The sequence below is a fragment of the Marinobacter sp. AL4B genome (assembly GCF_019916045.1).
Classification (GTDB): domain Bacteria; phylum Pseudomonadota; class Gammaproteobacteria; order Pseudomonadales; family Oleiphilaceae; genus Marinobacter.
In genome coordinates this window covers 499,447-522,057 of the sequence record NZ_JAILWZ010000013.1, presented here as the reverse complement: position 1 = coordinate 522,057, position 22,611 = coordinate 499,447, and the positions used below count along the sequence as shown (strand labels likewise).

Here is a 22,611-nt window from a genome sequence, read left to right as displayed (position 1 = left end):
TTTGTCTGACCCGGAGCCATTGGATGAAGCGTCTACTGTCTTTTCTTGTTGTATTCAGTTTGGTCGCTTTTGCCGGCTACAAAGCCAGTGTCTGGTGGTTGGCGAACCAACGGCTGGCGGAAGCGCGCACCGAATTGTCGAGTGTGGGCGTTCTCGAACGGGGGCAAATTAGCTCAGCTCTGGACGGGCGCCTGCTGTTGAAAGGCGCAAGTTGGCTCGACTTCCGGTTGACCCAGCCTTTGACCATGGGATTGGTGGAGCTGGATGCGCAGTCACCGATTGAATTGGTGACCGGATTAGCGAATCCCGAAGCTGTATCCGGCGACTGGACCTTAGTCATCGAGCAGGCCCGTATGCTCCTGGAGCCCACTATGTTCCGCAACTGGGTGACCGAAGATGTTGACGAATCTTCGGTGAGCGCCCCGCTGATTGCGTTAGCTTGTGCGCCCGACCCCAGACAGCATTTGGGCAGCGGTGACCTGAAACGTATGGGTATTGATTCGATTGGCGGCAATTTTCGGCTGACACAACGCCGCGACGGTTTAACGGTTGAACTGCATACCTCGGCGGTAGGAAGTCTCGAGTTGAACTGGCCAGGTGCGCGTTTGCACGTCTCCCGAACGGGCATCGACCTAACCGGTCAGGAACAGTCGGCCGAGGCAACCTTGCGAGACGGTGGGTTGATGCGACGCATTTCAGCGTATTGCGCCCGGGAAACCGGCCTGACCGTCAACGAGTGGAGCGTGAAGGCCGCTAACGCCCTTGCGCGAGGGATGGAAGCGCGAGGCTATCAAGGGAGCGGGCAGCTGATTGCATTGTATCGTCAGTGGCTGACAGAAGGCGGAGAGCTTCAATTCAGCGTCAACTTTGGCAGTGAAACGTTCGGAGTGCCAGACCGAACCGAAGAAAGTCCAAGAGTTGCTTGGCAGGTGAAATATAACGGTGTGCAGGTACCAGATGTGTATTTGACCCGAATGCAGCCTACGGAGCCGGAAGTGGCTCCCGAAGCCTATGAGCCGGTCACTCACCCTGAAACATCAAGCCGGCCTCAATGGTTTGCAGAGCCTGTGGAAAACGCCAGTATGTGGCAGGGGCAAACTGTACGAGTCACGCTTTCGAACGGTAAATCCGTTGAGGGCAGGCTGGAGAGTGTCGGTGAGCGGGAGTTGGAAGTGGCCCGCATGATTGCCGGCGGCGAAGTGGCGTACCCTATGTTGATTCGCGCGGTTGCGCGCTTCGAAGTCTGGCGGAGGGGCCGGGCAAACTGATCTAAAGCCGGGAGGCGGGCATGGTTCAAAGTACGGATACGAAAAACCGGGTGCCGGGCGTTCACGACATGATGGCACGGCTGATATCCCTGCCTTCCATCAGCAGTGCATCGCCGGATTGGGATCACAGCAACGAAGCCGTCGTGCGAACGCTGGCCGAGTGGCTGGAAGCGCTGGGCTTCGCCATAGAAATTCTTGAAGTTCCGGGCATGCCCGGGAAATACAACCTGATCGCCACCTTGGGCAGTGGCTCGGGTGGCTTAGTGTTGTCTGGCCATACCGATACCGTGCCGTTCGATGATGAGCGCTGGCAGACGGACCCCTTTACCCTGACCGAGAAAGGTGGCCGCTGGTACGGTTTGGGCACCTGCGATATGAAAGGCTTCTTCGCACTGGCCATTGAAGCCGCCAAACGCTTTATTGACCAGCCGTTGCAGCAGCCGTTGATTATTCTGGCGACCGCAGACGAAGAAAGCTCGATGAACGGTGCCCGGGCGTTGGCCGAAGCGGGTAAGCCCAAGGCGCGCTATGCGGTGATAGGCGAACCGACCGGTCTCCGGCCAGTGCGGATGCACAAAGGCATCATGATGGAGCGGCTGAAATTCCAAGGGCAGTCGGGCCATTCGTCCAATCCGGATCTCGGCCGCAATGCCTTGGAAGGCATGCACGAAGCCATGACGGAACTGCTGACGTTGCGGTCCGAGTGGCAGCAGAAATATCAAAACCCGAACTTTGCGGTACAGGTGCCCACCCTGAATTTGGGCTGTATCCACGGGGGCGACAATCCAAACCGAATTTGCGCCCAATGTGAGTTGCACTTTGATCTGCGCCCGCTGCCGGGCATGAACATGGAAACCCTGCGCCAAGCCATTCTGAGCCGTATTCATCCATTGGCCGAGCGCCGCCAGCTCAGCTTGACGTTTGAGCCGTTGTTCGATGGCGTACCGCCTTTTGAAACCCCGGCGGATGCCGGTTTGGTGAAAGCCTGCGAAGCCCTGACTGGTCATAAAGCGCACGCCGTTGCCTTCGCCACAGAGGCGCCCTGGCTGCAAAAACTGGGTCTGGAAACCCTGGTGATGGGGCCGGGCTCGATTGATCAGGCGCACCAGCCGGATGAGTTTCTGGAATTGTCGCAATTGCAGCCGACCATTGAGGTTCTGAGCGGGCTGATAAAGCAGTATTGTTTGTAACAGAAAGCGGGCCAATATAATCGGCCACAAAGGATTCAAAAGGGAGACCGGATTGAAATCAAACGACTGGCTGCATGGCTTTCGCCACTCATCTCCGTACATCAATGCCCACCGAGGCCGTACCGTGGTGTTGACCATGCCCGGAGATGCTATTGAGCATCGGAACTTCATCAACATCATCCATGACATTGCGTTGCTCAGCAGCTTGGGGGTGCGCTTGGTTGTGGCGTTTGGTGGCCGTCCGCAAATTCAGTCGCGCTTGGAAGACGCCGGTCTGGAAACCACCTTCGAGCGAGGCCTGCGGGTGACACCGGATGATCACCTGCCGTTGGTCATGGAAGCCATTGGTGGTTTGCGCGCCTACATGGAAAGCCAGTTGTCGATGGGGTTGGTTAACTCTCCCATGCACAACGCCAGAATCCGTGTCAGCAGCGGCAACTACGTCACTGCGAAGCCGGTGGGTGTGCTGGATGGCATCGATTTCGGGTATACCGGCAGGGTACGCCGGATTGATACCCTAGGTATCGAGAGATTGCTTGAACAGGGTCATATAGTCCTGTTGCCACCCATGGGGTATTCGCCGACGGGTGATGCTTTCAATTTGTCCTACGAAAACGTAGGCAGCCAAGTGGCGGCAGCCTTGAAGGCCGAGAAGCTGATTGTTTTTATCGACGACGAAGGCCTGCTGGACGAGGATGGCTCGCTGATTCGGGAATTGGGTGCCCATCAGGCAACAGAGCGGCTGAACGCCAATAATGTGACCGGTCATGACGCGGTTCTTTTGAAAGCGGCCTGCGATGCCTGCGTGAAAGGTGTGCGCCGTGCTCACATCATCAGCTACTCTGAAGACGGCGCGTTGCTGGAAGAGCTGTTCACACGGGATGGCTCCGGCACTCTGGTCAGCGGAGACCATTACGAGCAAATTCGGCCGGCCCGGGTAGAGGACATCGGCGGTATTCTGGAATTGATTCAGCCGTTGGAAGAGCAGGGCATATTGGTGCGGCGCTCCCGTGAGATGTTGGAAACCGAAGTTGACCGCTTTGTGGTCGCAGAGCGGGACGGCACCGTGGTCGGCTGTGCGGCCCTGTATCACTATCCCGAAGAAGCGGCCGGTGAACTGTCCTGTTTCGCCGTGGACCCATCCTACCGTCGCGCCGGGCGCGGTGACGACATCCTGATGATGATCGAAAAGCAGGCACGGGGGCAGGGCATTGAGAAGTTGTTTGTGCTGACCACTCAAACCGAGCACTGGTTTAGGGAGCGAGGGTTCGAGCCAACAGTGGTTGAAAACCTGCCAGGTCCCAAACTGGCAGCGTACAATCCTCTACGCAAATCAAAAGTGTTCGTGAAACCGCTCTGACAGCGCGTTGAGAGTGTCCTTGCGCTCGGTTTCCGGTTGGTCTGACAGCCGGGAAACCGTCTCGTAAAACCGCTCGAAATCGAAGTCAGATTCTTTCAGTAACTGCCTGAAGGCCGGGACATGCTGATTGTATTGCTGAAACAGCGCCAGCTTGGCGTTGTTCAGCTGCACCGGTGCAGAGCCTAAGGGGCCGGGCTCCGGGTAGCGGGCCGCCAAAGCTTCGTACTGGCTTGCCAGATCATCCAGCGTTTTCTGTTTACGTTGCCTGAGTTGAATGCGGTCCAGTTCGTTCTGCTGTGCATACAGGCGGCGTAACGTCTCGCTGGTGTCACCAACCAATTCCAGCGTGCGATTGCGGTGCTCCAATCGCAGCAGGGCACGTTCGAAGGCCTCAGGCGAGCCCTCGCGCTCTAGCCACAAGCGCAACCCCTCCAGCTCGACTGCGGTGGCAAAACTCTCATTGAACGCTGTATCTCCATTCAGATAGACCACTCTATGCGCCAGTTCATGAAACATCAGGGCAATCATCCGGTCTTCGGAAAGGTGGGTGAATCCGGTGTGCAGCAGGTCATCAAACCAGCCAAGCGTGGAGTAGGCCGTGACCGCGCCGATAAAGGTATCGTACCCTTGGTTGGTGAAGTGTCTCTGGGCTTCTTTGGCCATGGCCAGATCGAAATAACCCCGGTAAGCCTGGCACCCGACAAAGGGATAGCACCACTGTTTTGGCGTTAGGGAAAACTCGGGCGCTGCCACCAGATTGACCACAACCCAAGGATGCTCGAGCGCCACAAAACTGGAAAACGCACCGTCAACGGGAAGCCTGAGTGTTTGCTCTGCAAAGGTGCGTGCCGACTGGGCCGACGACAAAGCCCTAGACAATTCCGGTGGGGTGTCGGAGTGCTGTAAAACATTCTCTACCGGCTCGCTGCGCATCATTAACGAGACATGGCCGGAAATAGCTTGAGTGTAATAACGCATTGATGAGCAGCCCGGAAGTGCCGCTAACAGTAGCAATATGAGATAGACCTGACTAAGCTGTTTCATGAATCATCATGCTATGGTGAAGTGAACGCTCGCATTCGATATTTTGTCATTGTGCGAGCAGGGTTGTAGGCTATTTCTTCAACCACTTTAACCGATTTTTCGTGGGTGGTACGTTCCACCTGAACAGGGACATGGTCCGGGTATCTAGTTCCCGCTGACGGAACCGGCTTAACAACTGGTCAATTATTGATGGATCCGAGAGAACGTCGCAGTAGCCCCCGACAGCCAATTAAACTCGCCGCCCAAATCGATGTGGGTAGCGGAGAGTCATTACCCTGCCAAATCGCAGACTTTTGCGCCGAAGGCCTCTACATCCGTTTTTCGGGCCAGACCTCTCTCAAACTCGGGAGTGTGTTTGAGCGGTCGGAGCCGGAAGAAGTTGTTGTGCGCTTTCGCGGCTTGGACAGCAACGTTCACCATGAGCTGCACGTTCGCCCTGCACGACGAATCGAACGTGCCATGGGGGTTTCCTTTGTCCGATCAAACCCAGAGGCCATCGAGGCGCTAATACGGCTGTGTGGCAGTGGCGACAACCAAAGCCGATCTTCACTGCAAGCGCCCAGCGATAGGGTTCAGTTTGTACTGCATCAATGTGCCCGTGCCATTACCCAGTTCATTGAACCGTTGATGGGTGCCTGTTTTGTAAACACTGTCGACGGATTAAAAGCGGCGGCTCAGAAAGCGTCAAGCGATCAGCTGGCGAATGAATACATGGATGCGGCGGGGCAAATCGAAGGTCGTCAGCGCATCTTGTGGCACCACATGGCCCGCAGCCTGGAGTCGCCCTTAAAACCGGAGCAAAAAGGCGCTCCGGGGGCGCTATTGTCGGTTGTTGATAAAGACGAATTCGAAGATTGGCTGGCGGTTAAGGTCATGGTCACCCGGGCGGACACCTTGTACCGGGGCGATCTGCTTGAACTCAAGCTGCGGCTGGATCATTTGGGTATCTCCAATCGGACTGGCCATCACAATCCACTGGGGCCGGCGCTGGTCTGCGAAGCCTTTCATCATGCTTTGGTGCAGCTGAAGGTGAGTCGCGATGTGGAAAAAGTGTGTTTGAAAGTTTTTGAGCAAACGGTGATTCGCCAGTTAGCCCCGCTTTACCGTGAGCTGAATAACATCCTTATCAGGCACGGTGTATTGCCTGACCTCGATTTAACGAAATACCTCAGTGAACAAGCCGCGGAGGGGGTTACCTCCAAAACTCCGGAGCCTAAACCCGCGCGTGAGGATGAGGCGATAGAGCCCTCGCCAGTCCGGCCAGAAGACAAAATCGAGTCGAAGGCCTCAGGTGAGTTCCGGGGGTATTCCAAATCTGCGCAGAATGCCTTTGCAACGGTTCGAAACCTGTTGTCATCCCTGAAGCGGAGCCGCTCTGCAGACGACGTGCCAGCATCAGAATCGTTTGAACCCGATGCCCGGCCACTGACCAGCACTGAGCTGAGCCAAGAACTGCAAGAGCTGCAGATACAGGCAGCTGATCTGAACGAGCCCGATGTTCCGCTTAAGGAACGCGTTGTGGCAAAAGTGAAAGGCAGCATTGAAAATGCGCGCTTGAACGAAGACAGCCAAGACGCACTGGATGTGGTGGATCGGTTTTTCCGCAGTGTGACCGAAAGCCCCAAACTCAGCCGTTTTGCTCAAGACAAGATGCGTCAATTGCAGGTGCCGGTGCTGAAAGTGGTGATGCGTGATCCCAGCTTTTTTGAGGATCAGGCCAGCCCTGTCCGCAGTGTGATGAACCGACTGGCACAGATTGGTGCAAAAGGCGCTCGTCCCAATCCTGTGGTGCAACGCAAGGTCGATGAGTTGGTGCAACGCATCGCGACCGACTTTGATAAGGATACGGTGATTTTTGACGAAGCTGTCGAGGAACTCGACAGCTTGATCGAACGACAAAACCTCGCCTACCGTCGCAACGTAGAGCGTGTAACGGCAGCCGCTCAGGGTTCCCAGAAGGTAGCCGAATCCAAAGCCGCAGTGGCCGCCGCACTGGATGCAAAACTGGGCGGCCGCAAGGTGCCCAAAGCGGTTGTCAGCCTGTTGGAAAGTGGGTGGCGCGATCTCTTGTCTCTGACCTGGATACGGCAGGGCGAAGAGGGGCAGCTGTGGCAGGATTATCTGGCCGTGATTGATTCGTTAATGGCCTATGCTGAAAGCCCCGGCAACAGCAGTAATTTGCCGGAACTTCTGCGCTTGATTCAGGACGGTTTGGCATCCATTTCCAGCAACCGTACACCGTCTTCCCAGATACGGGATGAGCTAAAACAGCTGATGGTTCGGCAGCCAGGCGAGCCTCTTGAGTTGGTTGAAGTGCCGAAGGCTCAGTCTGATAAACCTGCCAAGTCGGACGCGGGCGAGCGAGAAATGATAAGTCTTCAGCGTTGGGTCAATCGCGCCCAGCAATTGCAAGTCGGAGACTGGTTTAAAGATCAAAGTAAATCGGATGACCTGCATTACATCCGGCTGGTTTGGGTTGCAGATAACTTCTCGCGCTTTGTGTTTGTGAATCATCAGGGTATGCGTGTGGTCGAATTGGACGCCACCTCACTGGCGCGGAAAATGCGGGAAGGTGTCCTCATTCTGGACAGCCAGTACGAAAAGCCGTTGGTCGATGAAAGTATTGATCGCATGGTGCGGAATGTATACGACCAACTGTCTTGGGTCTCGACCCACGATGATTTGACGCATCTGTTGAACCGTCGTGAATTCGAACGATTGTTAGAGCATCAACTCACGCGAGGTGAAGACACCCGCACGCTGCTGCATCTGGACCTGAAAGGCTTCCGGCTGCTGAACGATGTGGCGGGCCAGAAAGCCGCCGATGAAACCCTGAAACAGGTGGCCGACATACTGTGTAAACACGCAGATGAGGGCATGCCCGTGTCGCGGGTTGAGGGCACAGAATTCGCGATGCTGGTGCCGGATGACAAGGCGAGCGCAGTAGCCCAATCGCTGGTTAGCGCTATCGAGGCGGCGGAATTCCGTTTTGATGGCAAAACCTATGAATTAACCGCCAATGTTGGCATCGTGCCGACGGTCGCTGCGGTGACCTCAGCCGAACGCTGGCTGAGAACATCCGAACAGGTACTGTCGGTCGCCCGTCGCGGCGGCGCAGGGCGTGTGTCTGTTTACAGTGACGGTGGCGAAGATCAGGCGCGACAGGATCAGATAGCGGCCCGTGTTGCGAATCTTGGGGATCCTGCCGATGATCGAATGTTACTGCGGTGCCAGAAGATCATTCCGCTGCATCCGGAGGCCCGGATGTCGGTCGCCCAGTATGAAATCCTGATCAGTATGTACGATGATAACGGCGAGTTAGTGACCGGCCGCGACCTCGTGCGTATGGCAGAACGCTATGACCGAATGCAGGCGGTAGACCGTTGGGTTGTGGGTCATATGCTGGATTGGCTGCAGGAAAAAAAGCCCGGTGCCCGAGAGGTTGGCGGTATCTGTATTAATTTGTCTGGCCATTCGTTGAATGATCAGGCCCTGCTGGAATTTATTTACGAAAAGCTCAGTGAAAAAGACGCCCCCATCGAACGCTTGTGGTTTGAGTTAACCGAAGCCTCGGCCATCCACGACGTGCCGGCCGTTGCCCGGTTTATCGGAGAAATGAAAGAACTTGGGTGCCGCTTCTGTCTGGGTAACTTTGGGACCGGTCCGAACGCTTATGACTTCATGCGCTCGCTGCCGATCGACCTGATCAAAATCGACAGTGCCTTTACTCATCAGCTGGCTACCAACGCCACTGACCAGGCCATGGTCAAATCAATGGTTGATATGGCGCATTTTATGGATCGGGAAGTTGTGGCCACTCAGGTTGAAACTCGTGAGGTTCTGGATAAGCTGGCGCAGTTGGGCGTGGACTATGCTCAGGGCTTTGTTATCGAAAAGCCTAAATTACTAACCAGCTTGATCTGACCCTCAGGAATTCTGCTTTTATGTCTAAGCGCCACCCGATTATTGCGGTGACCGGCTCCTCCGGTGCCGGCACCAGTACCACTGGTCAGATTTTTGCGCGATTGTTTGCCCGAGAAGACATCAAGGCCGCGATGGTCAGTGGTGACAGCTTTCACCGTTATACCCGTGAGCAGATGGCGCGCCTGGCGGCGAAAGGCCAGTTTGGTGAGCGCAACCATTTCGCCCTTGCTGCCAACCACATCGACCGGCTTGAAGCCCTAATGTACGACTACAGTCACACGGGCAATGGTCGATGCCGCCAGTACGTCCACGATGAAGATCACGAGCTGATTACAGCCGGCCATAAGCCCGGCACCTTTACGCCTTGGAGTTCATTGCCGGCGGACACCGATGTGCTGTTTTACGAAGGATTGCACGGCGGAGTGGTGAGCGAAAACTTCAACCTGGTCCAGTATGTGGATTTGTTGATCGGCGTCGTGCCCATCGTAAACCTGGAATGGATTCAGAAGATCAACCGGGATACCAACAAACGCGGATACAGTCCCGAAGCCGTTGTGGAAACCATCATTAACCGTATGGATGACTACGTAAAAGACATCGTGCCGCAATTCTCTCACACCCATATCAACTTTCAGCGTGTACCGTTGGTGGATACATCCAACCCGTTCATCGCTCGAGAAGTGCCGAGTGAAGATGAAAGCATGATCGTGATTCACTTTCGTGAAGTCACGGATGTGGACTTCAGCTGGTTGCTGCAGGCGATTCCCCAAAGCCGTTTGTCCCGGCACGACACCTTGGTGATCCCGGGAACGAAAATGCCACTGGCTATGGATTTGATTGTGCGCCCCATGGTTCAGAGGCTAATGGCCGGCAAGGCGTTTGCCTGAGAGGCAGCTGAGAATAGCTGCCTCTCAAAGTAATTATTCCACGTTGCGGGAATAGAAAATTTCCAGCATCTCCCGGCGTAGCCGGTCTTCGATGGACTTGGCTTCGGCAGGATCGAGCTCTTCTGCGTTGGTGCCAAACACGTAATTATCTAGGTTGAACTCTTTCAACATCATCTTCGTGTGGAACAGATTCTCCTGATACACGTTCACGTCGATCATCTGATAGGCGTTCTGGGTGTCTTCCGTGAGGTAGTTCTGAATCGAATTGATGTCGTGGTCGATGTAGTGCTTGGTGCCATCGATGTCGCGGGTAAAACCACGCACCCGGTAATCGACGGTGACCACGTCAGAATCGAAGCTGTGAATCAGGTAGTTCAACACCTTCAGCGGTGAAATCAAACCACAGGTAGACACATCGATATCAGCACGGAAGGTGCTCACGCCGTCGTGAGGGTGGCTTTCCGGATAGGTGTGAACCGTCACGTGGCTTTTGTCCAGGTGCGCCACAATGGTATCGGGCAATGGGCCGGGCGATTCGTCGTAATTCTCTTCGCAGTCGTCTACGTCGTGCTCGGCAATCAGCATGGTGACCGACGCACCGTGGGGCTCGTAATCTTGACGGGCAATATTAAGAACGTTCGCGCCAATGATTTTCACAACGTCAGTCAGGATCTGAGTCAAACGCTCGGCGTTATACATCTCGTCGATGTAATCGATGTATGCTTCACGTTGCTCGTTGGTCTGCGCGTAACAGATGTCGTAGATGTTGAAGCTTAGTGATTTGGTCAGATTGTTAAAACCGTGCAACTGGAGTTTTGATTCCATGCTCAGCCCCTCCGGTGATTGGAGATGAATGGTGACAGGGTGAGGTTAGTCCCCCTACCGAGGCCGCCACCGACTACTGACCAGGCAAACATGTTGTTCACCTTTTGCGCAGACCGGCGGAGAAAGGTGCGTATTATGCATACGGCTTATGTCGATGAATAGTGTTTGCAAGGACTTTTTTTAAGCACCTGAATACGCCCCGAAAAGCTACGGTTCGCGGGGCTTTACGAACTTATTCCGCCGCTCGAATTTCGAAGCTGTGGGTGATCTCCACACCGGCTGCGCCCAGCATAATAGAGGCCGAGCAATACTTGTCGGCAGACAAGCTAACCGCTCGTTCTACCTGCTTTTCTTTCAAGTTGTGACCGGTCACAACGAAATGCAGATGAATTTTGGTGAAAATCGCTGGCACGGCATCGGCCCGCTCTGCTTCCAGTTCGGCATGGCAGGCTGTCACGTTTTGTCGGCTTTTTTGCAAAATGGACATGACGTCAAACGAAGAACAACCGCCGACACCCATGAGCAACATTTCCATGGGGCGCGGCCCAAGATTCTGCCCGCCGAGGTCGGGTGGCCCGTCCATTTGTACGCTGTGGCCGGTGCCGCTGGTGGCTTTGAAACTAACATTGCCGGTCCAGTCTACCGTTGCTTTCATTTGTTCTTCTCCCATGTTGAATCGGTAATGAGAAGGGATGCTAGCACAGACTTTCAGAAATCCACGCCTTTGCATGCCAGTTGCCCCTGAGCAACCATCTTGTTATAAGTTGCGTGGATAAATAGATAATCCCGTAACCTGCAGGGAAATGCAGGGATATAACAAAGATCAGGATCGGCAATACGCTGAGGAGGCACATCTCGCATTATGGCTACTATCATCAAGCCGGTTGAGCAGAAAACCAAACATCTGGATTACTTTCTTTCCCAATGCCATCGCCGGCGTTACCCAGCCAAAAGCACCATTATTTATGCGGGCGACAAAAGTGACTCCCTCTTCTACATCGTAAAAGGGTCGGTAACCGTCATTATTGAAGACGACGATGGCCGCGAAATGATTATGGCCTACCTGAACACCGGCGATTTTTTCGGTGAGATGGGGCTGTTCGACAACATGGATTCGCGCAGTGCTTGGGTCAAAGCCAAAACCGAATGCGAGGTGGCTGAAATAAGCTACACCAAATTCCGTGAAATCGCCCAGCAAGATCCCCGGGTTCTGTATTTCATTGGTGAGCAGATGGCCTCTCGCTTGCGCCAAACCACCCGTAAAGTGGGTGACCTGGCGTTCCTGGACGTGACCGGTCGGGTAGCGCGCACGCTGTTGGATTTGTGCAAAGAGCCCGATGCCATGACTCACCCAGACGGCATGCAGATTAAGATCACTCGTCAGGAAATCGGCCGCATTGTCGGTTGCTCCCGCGAGATGGTGGGCCGAGTACTGAAAACGCTGGAAGAGCAAGGTCTGGTGCAGGTGAAAGGGAAAACCATGGTGGTCTACGGCACCCGTTAATGGGCATCTGTAGAGCTTAGAAAAAACCGCTGCCTCGCAGCGGTTTTTTTATGGGCGCTAGTCTGCCAAAGCGACCGATTTGATCTGCAGCCACACGGCCAGCCCGGGAGAAAGCCGAAGCTGGTGTACCGAGCGGGAGGTCAACCGCGCTAAAAACGGAGTATCCCCTGCCAACAGACGAACCAGACTGGTGCCCGGCATGACCTCCCGGGCAATGTGATCGACCGTTGCCGGCAGCAGGTTCTGAATACTTTGGTTCCGCTGTTCCTGCAAAGCAATACTGACGTCCCGAGCTAACACCTGAACACGCACCGACATGCCAGCGTGGAGGTGATCGTGATGACGCAGCCAAAGCTCACCGCCATCGAACACCACTCGGCACAATTGCCAGCGGTCATCCACTTCCGCTATTTCTCCATTGAGAATCACGCCAGCGTCTTCTTCCAGCCGGAACGGGTGATCCGTTCGCGCCAAGGTTTCCTGAAGCGGTCCGTGGGCAACCACACGCCCGTGTTCCATCATCACAATGTGATCGGCCAGCCGCGCCACTTCGGCGGTGGAATGGGAAACGTAAAGCACCGGGATCTCGAGCGTGTCTCGCATGCGCTCGAGGTACGGCAAAATGTCCAGTTTACTTTGCTGGTCCAGCGCCGACAGCGGCTCGTCCATTAATAGCAAACGGGGACTGGTCAGGAGAGCTCGTCCGATGGCCACGCGCTGGCGTTCACCGCCAGAAAGTCCTGCGGGCATGCGCTTCAGCAGCGGCGACAGGCCGAGCCAGTCATAGACTTGCTCCGGGCTAATCTTGCGTTGTTCGGCCGGCACCCGTCGGTAGCCGTACAGCAGGTTTTTGCGAACCGACAAATGCGGAAACAGGCTGGTGTCTTGAAATACATAAGCCAAAGGCCGACGATGCACCGGCCAACTGTTGCTGGCGGTTTGCCAAGGCTCGCCCAAAACCGAAAGCTGTCCTTGGGCGGCCTGTAAGCCGGCAATGCATCGCAACAGGGTGGTCTTGCCGCATCCGGAATGACCAAAAATGGCGGTAATGCCGGAGCCAGGCAGGTTGAGGTCAACATCCATGGCGAACTTATCGAAGTGGCACTGAAATCGGGCCTGAATAGTGTCCGGATGGCTCATCGAACCACTCCCGGCTGGAGACGCCCGTTCAGGGTATACAGGGTGACGAGTACGACAAAAGAAAACACCAGCATGCCGGCAGAGAGCCAATGCGCCTGCGTGTATTCCAGTGCTTCCACGTGATCGAAAATGGCCACCGATAACACCTTGGTTTCACCGGGAATGCTGCCGCCAATCATCAAAATAACGCCGAATTCACCAATGGTATGGGCGAAACTCAGCACCGCGGCGGTCAGAAAGCCCGGGCGCGCTAACGGGATGGCGATGGATAGAAAGCGATCCCAAGCCGAGGCGCGCAGCGTGGCGGCAGCTTCCAGCAGGTTCTCGTTCAAGCTCAGAAAGGCATTTTGTAAGGGTTGCACGGTAAAAGGTAGGGAGTAGATCACCGATGCCACCACCAAACCTTCAAAGGTAAAAGGCAATAGCCCCAAGCCAAGGCTTTCGGTCAACTGGCCAATGGCTCCATCGGGGCCCATCACAATCAGCAAATAAAAGCCCAGTACGGTCGGCGGTAACACCAGCGGCAGCGCCACAATCGCGGCAATGGGTTGGCGAAGCCAGTGTTGAGTGCGGGCCAGCCACCACGCAATAGGAGTGCCGATTAACAGCAGCAACACCGTGGTGATGCCCGCCAGTTTCAATGTTAGCCAAACGGCCTGCCATTCCGGGCCCATGAAATCTCCGCCGGTTCAGTGAGTGGACTGTAGCGGGATATCGTACCCGTCTTCGCGGATGATCGCCTGTGCTTTTGAGCCATTTAGAAATGCCATCCAGGCATGGGCTGCAGGGTTTTGGTGGCCCCGATTAAGCAAAATTACATGCTGACTGATCGGGTTGTGCAGTGTTTTGGGGACCTGCCAGGCAACGCCTTCGGCTCCTTTGTAGGCACGCACTTGAGCTTGAGCCACGAAGCCGGCACGAGCATTGCCAGTGGCGATAAACTGGAAGGTTTGCGCGATGGAGTCGCCGCTGACCAGTTTTGGTGTGAGTGACTCGGCCAGCCCGAGACTCTCCAAAACCTCGATTGCGGCGATGCCATAGGGGGCGGTTTTGGGATTGCCGATCGCCAGACGCTGAGGCTGGCTGTTCAGGTATTGCTGGCCATCCCGAAACAGATCCGGGTCGCGGCTCCAAAGCACCAGCCGGCCCTCGGCATAAGGAATCTGCGAACTGACTACGGCCAAGTCTTTGTCGGCCAGCAAGCGAGGGCGCTCAGCATCGGCAGCCATAAATACATCGTAGGGCGCGCCGTGCTGGATTTGCGCATACAGCTTGCCAGTGGATCCATAGCTGGCGTGCACTTGATGCCCGGTTTGCTGCTCGAAGAGTGTGATCAACTTCGCCATGGTGCCGGTAAAGTTCGCGGCCACGGCAACCGTAGTTTGTTCGGCCCGGGCCTGCCCGGCGGGCAGAAACAGGCAGGCCGTGATCAGGCCGACAAAGGCTCGGCGCATGCGGTTTGAACGGTCGGAATACACTGCAGCAGGTGTTGCCATACATCCTCGGCGTTGAGTTCGTTGAGCATCTCGTGGCGGCCGCCGTCAAAAAGCCGGAAAGTCACTTTCTGAATGCCGGAGTCGCGAATGGCTTGAAAATGCAGGCGGATACCCTTGCCCATTTCACCGACCGGGTCGTTGCTGCCGGAAAACAGATGTACGGGTAGATCTTTGCGCCAGAATGCCGGGTCGATGGTGAGCATGCCGCCGAGGAAATCATGCCACAGCCCGGTGCTGCATTCGAATCCGCACAACGGGTCAGCCAGATATTGATCCACTTGCTGTTCATCCCGGCTTAGCCAGTCGCATTCGGTTCGGTTGGGCCGGAACATGCGATTGAATTTCCCAAAGGTCAGGTTGGCAATCAGTTTGCTTTGGTGGCGTTTGCCGCGAACCCGCTTGATCAGCCCGATAAGTGAGCGTGAAGGAATCAATTCTGCTTTGTTGATGCGGTTGGATGCGCTCAGTATCAGCGCATCAATAGAGCCCCCATGCTGCTGTGCATAACTTTGGGCGATGAACGAGCCCATGCTGTGGCCCAGAACACTCAGGGGCAGCTCAGGGAAAATGCTTTTAGCGTGGCCAACAACGAGGCCCAGATCGCTAATTACCTTGGCCCAGCCCTCATTGTCGGCATAGTGGCCGAGGCTGTCCGGGGTGCAATCGGGGCCGTGGCCCCGATGGTGATAGCTGATCACGGCAATCTGATGTTTGCTCAGCCACTGCGCAAGCTCGGCATAACGGTTGCCGTGCTCGGCCATACCGTGGCTGATCACCAGACAGGCAAGGGGCAATTCGGGCTGAAACAGAGTACCGGTAAGCTGGTAGCCGTCAGCGGCGGTCAGGTTCAGAGTGTGCTGGTTCATAATTCTTAACCGGTTCCTGTGCAACCGGGCGTTGCCACTCCGGCGGTTTCCACAAATGTTTTAAACGAGAGCTTAGACTGCCGGGTTTGCCCATGTCGCGGAACATATCCACATATTCGTGAGTCCACAGTACCAGCAGGTTGTTTGAATATACTTGGCGGGGAATGCCGTAAGTCGGCGGCAGATCGTCACTTTCGGGCACGAAGCTGTTAAACAGGCGATCCCAAATGATCAACACCCCGCCGTAGTTACGGTCGATGTACCGTTTGTTTCGCCCGTGGTGGGCGCGGTGGTGACTGGGGGTATTGAACACATATTCCACGGCTGCCGGCAGGCGGTGGATCAGCGTGGTGTGAATGAAGAATTGGTACACCAGCGACAGCGCGTAGGCTACTCCAATCCACACCGGATTGAAGCCCAGCAAGGCCATGGGTAGGTAAAACGCCCAGTTACCGTTAAAGATATTGGTCGCGCTCTGGCGCATGGCAGTAGAAAAGTTCAGGCGTTCGGAGGAATGGTGTACCACATGGGCGGCCCAGAACCAGCGAATTCGATGGCTGGAACGGTGCATCCAGTAATAGCAGAAATCCACACCAATGAAGGTCAGCACCGCTGTAAAAGCATTCAGTTCGATGTCGAACAGGCGGTAGTGGTAACACAGAGCATACACCGGAAAGGCAATCATCCCGGCAAACAGCAGCTCAGTGGTTTGATAACCCGCACCTAGCATGAAATTGCGGATCGCCTCGGGCACATCCATCAGCTTCGGGTTGTGGCGGATTTTCAGATATTCCCAAACTGCCACGGCAATGAAGACCGGTGTGGCGACCACAAAAATCAGCTGTCGCTCATCCAATGCCAACCAGGGGGCCAGCGTCTCCCAAAGCGCGAGCAGTCCGCTGTTCTCAAGCACCGAGTGCATCATATCGATCAGAGCCATAACAAAAGCCATGTTGGTTATTATTCAGCTTGTATCATGGCACGTGCTCGGTTTTTTCAGATGTCTTATAGCGCCATTGTGAGTAGCGCTTTGCGACAGCCTGTCTGGTTAGCGGTTGTTGCGGTACATCTCCGCAACGGGCGCGACGATGTCCTTCCATTCCTCTAGCACGGTCTGAACGGGTTTCGGAATTTTCGCGGGCTTGGGCCAAGGCACCGGGTACTGCTCGGGCTGGAACAGCGGAGCCAGCAAAGCGCCCGCGGTCAGATCCGCACGAGAGAACTGGTCTCCGACGAGGTAAGGCTGTTGGCTATACACTTCGGCGAGTTCGGTGAGCACCGTTTCGAGCGTTTGCTGAGAAGCGTCTGCCGTGGTCTGGTTGATCTTCATCCACTTGCGCATGATGTCATCAACCCGGCTGAAGGCGAGGCTCAGCATGATCTTGTTGTAGAACGGGGTGCCAGCGGCCAGAAGCGGAATCACCACCTTCGGGCGTTGCAGGAAATAATGGTAAACCCAGGTTCGAATGGCCGAGCCGGCCAGGTCATCCAGTTTCTTCTCCCAAGCCAGCACGTCTGCCCGCGCTTCCGGTGATTCGGGCGTCAGGGGGCGTTCGGGAAAGGTTTCATCCAGGTAGTCCAAAATAGCTGAAGAGCCTTGAATAATGTGCCCGTTGTGGTCCAGTACCGGCACCGACGACTCGGCTTTGGTCAATTGTTTGATGGTTTTAACGTGCTGGCCGGGCAGCAAATTCACCGTTTGATAGCTGATGCCTTTGTAATCCAGCGCCCAGCGTATCTTTTCGGCGTAGTGTGAAATGCAAAACTGATAGAGTTTAATGGCCATGTGAACGCTTCCGTGAAATGTTTGGCCAAGATTACCCGTACTGTCAGCTAATTCCCATGCTAGGAAAGGCAACCGCCGAGTTTGGCCAGCCAACTGACAGGATGGTCATGGTGAAAACCGGCAGGAATCACTAAACTAGCTTGCTACAGTCTGTCATGCCAGAGGATGTCTTTATGTTGTTGCGTCGCGCCCTGTCTGTTTCTGCTGTCATTGCAGCAGGTCTAGCCGTCTCAGCCTGTGCCACCAAACCCGAAGTGAAAAGTTTGTCAGACTACGGGGTATACCAATGTGGCCAGCTAGATTTGAAAGTAACCGGAGTGGACGAAAGCGGGCTTCTTGGCATCGAATACCTGAACCGACGTGTGTTGCTGAAACCGTCTCCGACCGATGAAGGCGCTCTTTACGTAGCGCCGGGAGACACCCAGACTCGATTCTGGGCCAAAGGTGAGCGTGCCACTCTCACTCTGAAAGGCGATGCCTTGCCTGAGTGCCTTGAGCCGGGTGCAATCGAATCTTCGTTTAAGGCTATGGGCACAGAGCCGAACTGGTTGGCTGAAATCGAAAACAACCAAGTGGACCTGACTCTGCCCTACGATGGTGAGGTGTTGGAGGGCGTATGGCTGCGTGAGACCGTTGCTAACCGTCACGGGCGCGTTTATGAAGGCAAAGTCGATGAACGCAAAATCGAAGTGTCAGTGGCTCATCAGCTGTGCGAGAACCCCATGTCTGGCGCCCAGTATCCGGCGCAAGTGCGCCTGACGGTGGATGGCAATACGTTTGAAGGGTGTGGCGGTGATCGTGAGCGGCTGTTCCAGGGCGCAGAGTGGGTAGTGGATGATCTGGCCGGCGACGGCATCATTGATCGTTCCATGATGACGATCCGTTTCCATGATGAAAACCGTATCAGTGGCCGCGCTTCTTGTAACCGCTACATGGGCAGCTATGCTCTGACCGGTGAAAACCTGACGTTCGGCCAGATGGGCAGCACCATGATGGCTTGCCACGATTCGTTGATGAACCAGGAGCGCAAGTTCCTGACACTGATGTCTGAAGTGGTTTCCGGCCATATTGGTCGTCACGGAGAATTGTTGCTGAAAACGCAGTCCGGTGACACCATCAAGGCCTTCAAATCCGATATCGAAAACCCCTAAACTGAAGGTAACAACAAAATGAAAATCTTCGAAGCAAAAAGTGCCCCGAACCCGCGCCGAGTCCGCATCTTTATGGCGGAGAAAGGCCTGCTGGATAAGGCTGAGTTCGTGCAAGTAGACATCGAAAAGGGTGAAAACCTGACACCGGAATTCAAAGCCCGGAACCCGATGAAAAAAGTCCCGGTGATGGAGTTGGACGACGGTACATGTTTGGCAGAAACCATGGCTATTTGCCGTTTCTTTGAAGAGAATTACCCCGACGCACCGAAGCTGCTGGGTGATAATGCATTGGAAAAAGCCCAGATCGAGCAATGGCTGCGCTGGATCGACTTCTACTTCTTTATGCCCACCGGCATGTGTTTCCAGCACACCACCGGGTATTTCAAAGATCGCATGAACCCCATCAAGGAATGGGGTGAAGAGTGCGGGCAGGGTGTGGAAAAGTTCATGCACTTCCTGGACAAGCACCTTGAAGGCAAAGAGTACGTTTGCTGCGACAAATTTACCGCAGCCGACATCAACGCCTTCACCACGTTGGCCTTTGCGCGAGTAGTGAACATTCGCCCCAAGCCGGAGCAAACTAACCTGCAGGCCTGGTACGATCGCATCAAAGCGCGGCCCTCGGCTCAGGCATAAGCCATAATCGACTGCATCCGTTTTTATCAGGACCAAAAATGACGCAAACCATAAAGCTAACGAAGGCCCTTGAGGCCCTTGAGGCCATTGATCGCGCCAATCGAACCGATCCGAATATGGAGCAGGTTAACGGCGAGAACCTCCCCAAGGAGTACGCCTATAGTCTGCACATGACGCGTTGGTTGTTTGCGTTGGATGCGGAGCCTTCCGAGCGTATGCAGATTGCCTGTCGGGCCCAGCACATCGAACGCTGGACCATGCCAAGAAGTGATTTCGGCGAAGGTCGGAAGAATTACTACCAGTGGCGGCAGGCTTGTGGCCGCATGCACGGTCGGCGTGCGGCGGAAATCATGGCGGAATGTGGTTATCCGCAGGAAGAGTGCGAGCGGGTAGAAACCATCCTCACCAAGCGCGAACTGCGCAACGATCCAGACACCCAATTGCTGGAAGATGTGGCTTGTATGGTGTTTCTGGAGCGCTACTTCGCCCGGTTCTACGAAGAAAACCCGGATTACGACAAAGACAAGTGGCTCACCATTGTCCGCCGTACCTGGGCCAAAATGACCCCGCGAGGCCATGAGGCTGCGTTGCAGCTGGCGGGCAGTCTGCCGCCCCATCTATTAGCGTTGCTGCAAGAAGCCCTGTCCGAAACAAGCGAATAATTACGACACTTGAGGCAGGTAGTAGTGCTGCGTATGATACCTATTATCATTTGATAGTCGGTATCAATAAATGGCTGTTTCTGCCAACAATAATCCCAAGATTCTGATCGCCGAAGACGACCCAAGCCTCCGTGAGCAACTGGCCCGCCAGTTAACCTCTCAGGGGTATCGAGTGCTGCAAAGCCATCAAGGCGATCAAGCGTTGGTGGCGGCATTGGGACAGCGGCTGGATATGATCCTGCTGGATGTTTTGTTGCCCACCATGAACGGCTTCGAAGTATTACAAAGGCTTCGTAAAACCTGCCAGACACCGGTCATGATGTTGACTAACGATGGTTCCGAGGACGAGCGCATACTGGGTTATCAGCAAGGCGCCGACGACTGTGTACCCAAACCCTTCAGTTACACAGAATTGTTCCTGCGCATTGAGGCGTTGCTGCGGCGTACCCGTGGCGCTCTTGATCACCGCTCCGAGCCCTCAAGCCTTTCAGTGGGCGAGCTGCAGTTAGACCGCCAAACCATGCAGGTGTTTTATAAGGAACGCCCGTTAACCCTGACCCCTATTCAGTTCCGGTTACTTTGGATTCTGGTGCTGCACCAACGAGAACCCCTGAGCAAACCCTACCTCTATCGTGTTGTACTCGAAAAAGAGTTCAGCCGGTACGACCGTAGTCTGGATATGCACTTGAGCCGCATTCGCCGCAAGCTGGTAGAGGTTGGTATGGCGGGGGATAGGCTGCAAACGGTTCATGGCAAAGGATACTGTTTCTGGTAGTTTATTTTTCGGCAGCCGATGACGGCGAAATGTAACAAATGTAAAACCGGTTCCCTTGGCGACACAAGTTATCGAGAATGCATTCCAAATACGAATGCTTATCATAATGGAGTATGGTCGTTATGGCAGTCTCATCCCCGGTCGCACAACCCACACAGTTTCGGCGCAGCACCCTCTGGCTGGCGCTTTTGGCCGCGCCATTGGCTCACGCTGAACCCGTCACACTGAATGCTATCGAGGTAACCGCTGAGCGCGTGGCCGAGGCAGACGCGGTGGTAGACGCACAAGCCCTTGAGCGTTATCAGGCCGACGATCTTGAAGATGTATTCGCCGGTGAACCGGAGGTGAGTGTGGGCGGTTCCGTGGGCGTGGCGCAGAAAGTCTACGTGCGTGGTTTTGAAGATCCGCTGCTGAACGTCAGTGTGGATGGTGCCACTCAGGCTGGCGCGTTGTTCCACCACACGGGTCGTATCGCCGTAGACCCGGATCTGTTGAAGCGGGTAGAAGTTGAAACCGGTGCCGGCAGAGCCACGGCAGGGGCCGGCGCACTGGGCGGTGCCATTCGTTTTGTGACCAAAGATCCTGAAGACTTGTTGCGTGAGGGTGAGAACGTAGGTGCATTGGTGAAATTGGGCTCCTTCTCGAACACCAAAGGCTACGGCGTGAACTCCACGATTTTTGGCCGCCTCAACGACCAGTGGAGCACCTTGGTGTCTGTCAGCCAGAGCGACCACGAACGCTATGAAGATGGCAACGGCGACGAAGTACCGGGTACCGATGCGCGCCAGCAAATGGGTATGGCTAAAGTAGTGGGGCATTTTGGCAACGGCCAAACCCTGCGCCTCAGCCACGAAGTGCGCACCGATGAGGGCGAACGCCCGCAGCGTCCACAGTGGGTTGTGAGCGGTTTCAACAAACTTTACGAGCTGGACGGCCGCCGAGACACCACCACACTGAACTACGCTGTGGCTCCGGAAGGGAATCCCTGGCTGGATACTGAATTCACCTTGTATCAGACTGAATCGGAAGTAGAGCAGAACGTCGAAGATCGCTGGGGGCGCTACTATGGTTTCAGTCGCAGTATCGGTGGTGACCTACGCAACACGAGCCAGCTCGGCGATCACAGCCTGACCTACGGCGTCGATTACCGGGAAGATAAAATCAATGCCGGCGGCGAAACCGATAAGCGCGCTGAAGAGGAAACCGGCGATGTTCTCGGCGTTTATCTGCAAGCCGATCTGTGGCTAACCCAGCAATTGTTGCTCAGCACGGGTGCCCGCTACGACGACTACAACCTGCGTGACAACAACGACCAGAAGTTCAGTGAAGACGCCGTGAGCCCGAACGCCAGTCTGGCCTGGCATGTGCTGGATGGCCTGACCCTGAAGGCAGGCTATGCGGAAGCGTTCCGCGGCCCCATGCCTCACGATGCGTTCAAAATTGATCGTGGACAGAACGACCCGGACCTGAAAGGCGAAAAAGCGAAAAACACCGAAGTCGGCTTTGATTACGCCTATCAGAATTTCACTCTGTCAGCTGAGGTTTACCGTTCAGAAGTTAAAGATGCCATCGCGGATGCGTTATTCGGACCGGCCATTTACGAGAATATCGGTGATCTTGAATCCGACGGCTACCGCATCTCCGCGGGTTATCAATGGAACGCCCTGAACGCAGGTTTAAGCTTCCACAGCAACGATGCCGAGGTGGATGGTCAGCCATTGACCGTGTACGAGCATAACCTGCTGGGCAACACCATCGGTGACACCTGGGTGGCCGATCTCGCATACCGATTGAACCGCAATCTGGAATTTGGCTGGCAAGGCCAGTTTGTTCAGGGGATCGATAATCTGGAAACGTCAGTGGGCACCATCGACAAGCCCGGCTACGGCGTGCACGACGTGTTCGTAAACTGGTTGCCCACCGGCAACGAAGATCTGCGCCTGACCCTGGCAGTCAAGAATGTGGGCGACAATCAATACCTCGACCATGCCAGCAACGCCGATTATGAGCATATTGCTGGTTATGAAGGGGTCGTTGGCTTACCCGCACCAGGCCGGGATGTCCGCCTTGGTCTGGCCATGCGTTTCTGAGGTACCT

General features: G+C 55.2%; 20 protein-coding genes. 11 read left to right on the top strand and 9 right to left on the bottom strand.

The genetic code is table 11. The features are described 5' to 3' along the window. The first annotated feature begins 23 nt into the window (after positions 1-23). From K5L82_RS12755 to argA, 3 genes are read left to right on the top strand one after another with little or no spacing between them, the layout of a single operon-like run. A complete protein-coding gene (locus K5L82_RS12755) occupies positions 24-1,268 on the top strand; it encodes an acetylornithine deacetylase (RefSeq protein WP_223134402.1) in 1,245 nt (414 codons plus the stop codon). A gap of 20 nt (positions 1,269-1,288) precedes the next feature. After that, positions 1,289-2,458 (top strand): acetylornithine deacetylase, encoded by a 1,170-nt coding sequence (gene argE / locus K5L82_RS12750; protein WP_223134401.1) that lies wholly within the window; start codon positions 1,289-1,291, stop codon positions 2,456-2,458. Between the two features lie 52 nt (positions 2,459-2,510). Then, a complete protein-coding gene (gene argA, locus K5L82_RS12745) occupies positions 2,511-3,818 on the top strand; it encodes an amino-acid N-acetyltransferase (protein WP_133007233.1) in 1,308 nt (435 codons plus the stop codon). On the opposite strand, the gene K5L82_RS12740 is transcribed toward argA, so the two are convergent. Next, positions 3,792-4,862 (bottom strand): aminopeptidase, encoded by a 1,071-nt coding sequence (locus K5L82_RS12740; protein ID WP_223134400.1) that lies wholly within the window; start codon positions 4,860-4,862, stop codon positions 3,792-3,794. The genes argA and K5L82_RS12740 overlap by 27 nt on opposite strands. A 189-nt stretch (positions 4,863-5,051) precedes the next feature. On the opposite strand from K5L82_RS12740, the gene K5L82_RS12735 reads away from it, so the two are divergent. Both K5L82_RS12735 and K5L82_RS12730 read left to right on the top strand, forming a co-directional pair. Then, positions 5,052-8,786 carry a DUF1631 family protein gene (locus K5L82_RS12735; RefSeq protein ID WP_223134399.1) on the top strand — a complete coding sequence of 1,245 codons (3,735 nt, stop codon included), beginning with the start codon at positions 5,052-5,054 and terminating at the stop codon, positions 8,784-8,786. Positions 8,787-8,806: 20 nt separating this feature from the next. Continuing rightward, complete coding sequence (locus K5L82_RS12730; RefSeq protein ID WP_223134398.1) at positions 8,807-9,673, top strand: phosphoribulokinase; 867 nt, start codon at positions 8,807-8,809, stop codon at positions 9,671-9,673. Positions 9,674-9,706: 33 nt separating this feature from the next. Here the strand turns inward: K5L82_RS12730 and speD are convergent, their stop codons facing one another. Continuing rightward, positions 9,707-10,498 carry an adenosylmethionine decarboxylase gene (speD, locus tag K5L82_RS12725; RefSeq protein ID WP_133007237.1) on the bottom strand — a complete coding sequence of 264 codons (792 nt, stop codon included), beginning with the start codon at positions 10,496-10,498 and terminating at the stop codon, positions 9,707-9,709. Between the two features lie 232 nt (positions 10,499-10,730). Then, positions 10,731-11,153, bottom strand: coding sequence for an OsmC family protein (locus tag K5L82_RS12720; protein WP_133007238.1), 423 nt, complete (start codon positions 11,151-11,153; stop codon positions 10,731-10,733). Positions 11,154-11,360: 207 nt separating this feature from the next. Here K5L82_RS12720 and crp point away from each other — a divergent pair, with 207 nt between their 5' ends. After that, positions 11,361-12,002 (top strand): cAMP-activated global transcriptional regulator CRP, encoded by a 642-nt coding sequence (gene crp, locus K5L82_RS12715; RefSeq protein WP_114335439.1) that lies wholly within the window; start codon positions 11,361-11,363, stop codon positions 12,000-12,002. A gap of 57 nt (positions 12,003-12,059) precedes the next feature. On the opposite strand, the gene modC is transcribed toward crp, so the two are convergent. The 6 genes from modC to K5L82_RS12685 form a co-directional block, all read right to left on the bottom strand. After that, the gene (gene modC, locus K5L82_RS12710; RefSeq protein WP_133007239.1) at positions 12,060-13,142 is read right to left on the bottom strand and encodes a molybdenum ABC transporter ATP-binding protein; all 1,083 of its coding nucleotides are present in this window, start codon (positions 13,140-13,142) and stop codon (positions 12,060-12,062) included. After that, complete coding sequence (modB, locus tag K5L82_RS12705) at positions 13,139-13,816, bottom strand: molybdate ABC transporter permease subunit (RefSeq protein WP_223134397.1); 678 nt, start codon at positions 13,814-13,816, stop codon at positions 13,139-13,141. The genes modC and modB overlap by 4 nt, the downstream gene beginning before the upstream one ends. 15 nt (positions 13,817-13,831) lie before the next feature. After that, a complete protein-coding gene (gene modA / locus K5L82_RS12700; protein ID WP_223134396.1) occupies positions 13,832-14,638 on the bottom strand; it encodes a molybdate ABC transporter substrate-binding protein in 807 nt (268 codons plus the stop codon). Beyond that, on the bottom strand, positions 14,572-15,504 hold the full coding sequence (locus K5L82_RS12695; RefSeq protein WP_223134395.1) for an alpha/beta hydrolase: 933 nt from the start codon (positions 15,502-15,504) through the stop codon (positions 14,572-14,574). The genes modA and K5L82_RS12695 overlap by 67 nt, the downstream gene beginning before the upstream one ends. Next, a complete protein-coding gene (locus K5L82_RS12690) occupies positions 15,470-16,444 on the bottom strand; it encodes a sterol desaturase family protein (protein WP_223134394.1) in 975 nt (324 codons plus the stop codon). Before K5L82_RS12690 ends, K5L82_RS12695 begins: the two co-directional genes overlap by 35 nt. Before the next feature lie 108 nt (positions 16,445-16,552). Beyond that, complete coding sequence (locus tag K5L82_RS12685) at positions 16,553-17,290, bottom strand: glutathione S-transferase family protein (protein ID WP_223134393.1); 738 nt, start codon at positions 17,288-17,290, stop codon at positions 16,553-16,555. 173 nt (positions 17,291-17,463) lie between these two features. Here K5L82_RS12685 and K5L82_RS12680 point away from each other — a divergent pair, with 173 nt between their 5' ends. From K5L82_RS12680 to K5L82_RS12660, 5 genes are all read left to right on the top strand, one after another. Continuing rightward, on the top strand, positions 17,464-18,441 hold the full coding sequence (locus K5L82_RS12680; protein WP_223134392.1) for an META domain-containing protein: 978 nt from the start codon (positions 17,464-17,466) through the stop codon (positions 18,439-18,441). Positions 18,442-18,459: 18 nt separating this feature from the next. Next, complete coding sequence (locus K5L82_RS12675) at positions 18,460-19,077, top strand: glutathione S-transferase family protein (protein ID WP_133007245.1); 618 nt, start codon at positions 18,460-18,462, stop codon at positions 19,075-19,077. A gap of 38 nt (positions 19,078-19,115) precedes the next feature. Then, positions 19,116-19,739 (top strand): DUF4202 domain-containing protein, encoded by a 624-nt coding sequence (locus K5L82_RS12670; protein ID WP_223134391.1) that lies wholly within the window; start codon positions 19,116-19,118, stop codon positions 19,737-19,739. A 70-nt stretch (positions 19,740-19,809) separates the two neighbouring features. Continuing rightward, entirely contained in the window at positions 19,810-20,514 is a 705-nt protein-coding gene (locus K5L82_RS12665; protein WP_133007247.1) for a response regulator transcription factor, read from the top strand. Between the two features lie 122 nt (positions 20,515-20,636). Continuing rightward, on the top strand, positions 20,637-22,604 hold the full coding sequence (locus K5L82_RS12660) for a TonB-dependent receptor domain-containing protein (RefSeq protein WP_133007248.1): 1,968 nt from the start codon (positions 20,637-20,639) through the stop codon (positions 22,602-22,604). Positions 22,605-22,611: the final 7 nt, after the last annotated feature.

What these genes read in the sequence shown, in the direction of transcription:
- argE (WP_223134401.1), top strand. Translation starts at nt 1,289, where the DNA reads ATGGTTCAAAGTACGGATACGAAAAACCGGGTGCCGGGCGTTCACGAC.
- modC (WP_133007239.1), bottom strand. Translation starts at nt 13,142, where the DNA reads ATGAGCCATCCGGACACTATTCAGGCCCGATTTCAGTGCCACTTCGAT.
- K5L82_RS12730 (WP_223134398.1), top strand. Translation starts at nt 8,807, where the DNA reads ATGTCTAAGCGCCACCCGATTATTGCGGTGACCGGCTCCTCCGGTGCC.
- K5L82_RS12685 (WP_223134393.1), bottom strand. Translation starts at nt 17,290, where the DNA reads ATGGCCATTAAACTCTATCAGTTTTGCATTTCACACTACGCCGAAAAG.
- speD (WP_133007237.1), bottom strand. Translation starts at nt 10,498, where the DNA reads ATGGAATCAAAACTCCAGTTGCACGGTTTTAACAATCTGACCAAATCA.
- K5L82_RS12695 (WP_223134395.1), bottom strand. Translation starts at nt 15,504, where the DNA reads ATGAACCAGCACACTCTGAACCTGACCGCCGCTGACGGCTACCAGCTT.
- K5L82_RS12690 (WP_223134394.1), bottom strand. Translation starts at nt 16,444, where the DNA reads ATGGCTCTGATCGATATGATGCACTCGGTGCTTGAGAACAGCGGACTG.
- K5L82_RS12735 (WP_223134399.1), top strand. Translation starts at nt 5,052, where the DNA reads ATGGATCCGAGAGAACGTCGCAGTAGCCCCCGACAGCCAATTAAACTC.
- modA (WP_223134396.1), bottom strand. Translation starts at nt 14,638, where the DNA reads ATGGCAACACCTGCTGCAGTGTATTCCGACCGTTCAAACCGCATGCGC.
- K5L82_RS12755 (WP_223134402.1), top strand. Translation starts at nt 24, where the DNA reads ATGAAGCGTCTACTGTCTTTTCTTGTTGTATTCAGTTTGGTCGCTTTT.
- K5L82_RS12665 (WP_133007247.1), top strand. Translation starts at nt 19,810, where the DNA reads ATGGCTGTTTCTGCCAACAATAATCCCAAGATTCTGATCGCCGAAGAC.
- crp (WP_114335439.1), top strand. Translation starts at nt 11,361, where the DNA reads ATGGCTACTATCATCAAGCCGGTTGAGCAGAAAACCAAACATCTGGAT.
- modB (WP_223134397.1), bottom strand. Translation starts at nt 13,816, where the DNA reads ATGGGCCCGGAATGGCAGGCCGTTTGGCTAACATTGAAACTGGCGGGC.
- K5L82_RS12675 (WP_133007245.1), top strand. Translation starts at nt 18,460, where the DNA reads ATGAAAATCTTCGAAGCAAAAAGTGCCCCGAACCCGCGCCGAGTCCGC.
- K5L82_RS12740 (WP_223134400.1), bottom strand. Translation starts at nt 4,862, where the DNA reads ATGAAACAGCTTAGTCAGGTCTATCTCATATTGCTACTGTTAGCGGCA.
- K5L82_RS12680 (WP_223134392.1), top strand. Translation starts at nt 17,464, where the DNA reads ATGTTGTTGCGTCGCGCCCTGTCTGTTTCTGCTGTCATTGCAGCAGGT.
- K5L82_RS12660 (WP_133007248.1), top strand. Translation starts at nt 20,637, where the DNA reads ATGGCAGTCTCATCCCCGGTCGCACAACCCACACAGTTTCGGCGCAGC.
- K5L82_RS12670 (WP_223134391.1), top strand. Translation starts at nt 19,116, where the DNA reads ATGACGCAAACCATAAAGCTAACGAAGGCCCTTGAGGCCCTTGAGGCC.
- K5L82_RS12720 (WP_133007238.1), bottom strand. Translation starts at nt 11,153, where the DNA reads ATGAAAGCAACGGTAGACTGGACCGGCAATGTTAGTTTCAAAGCCACC.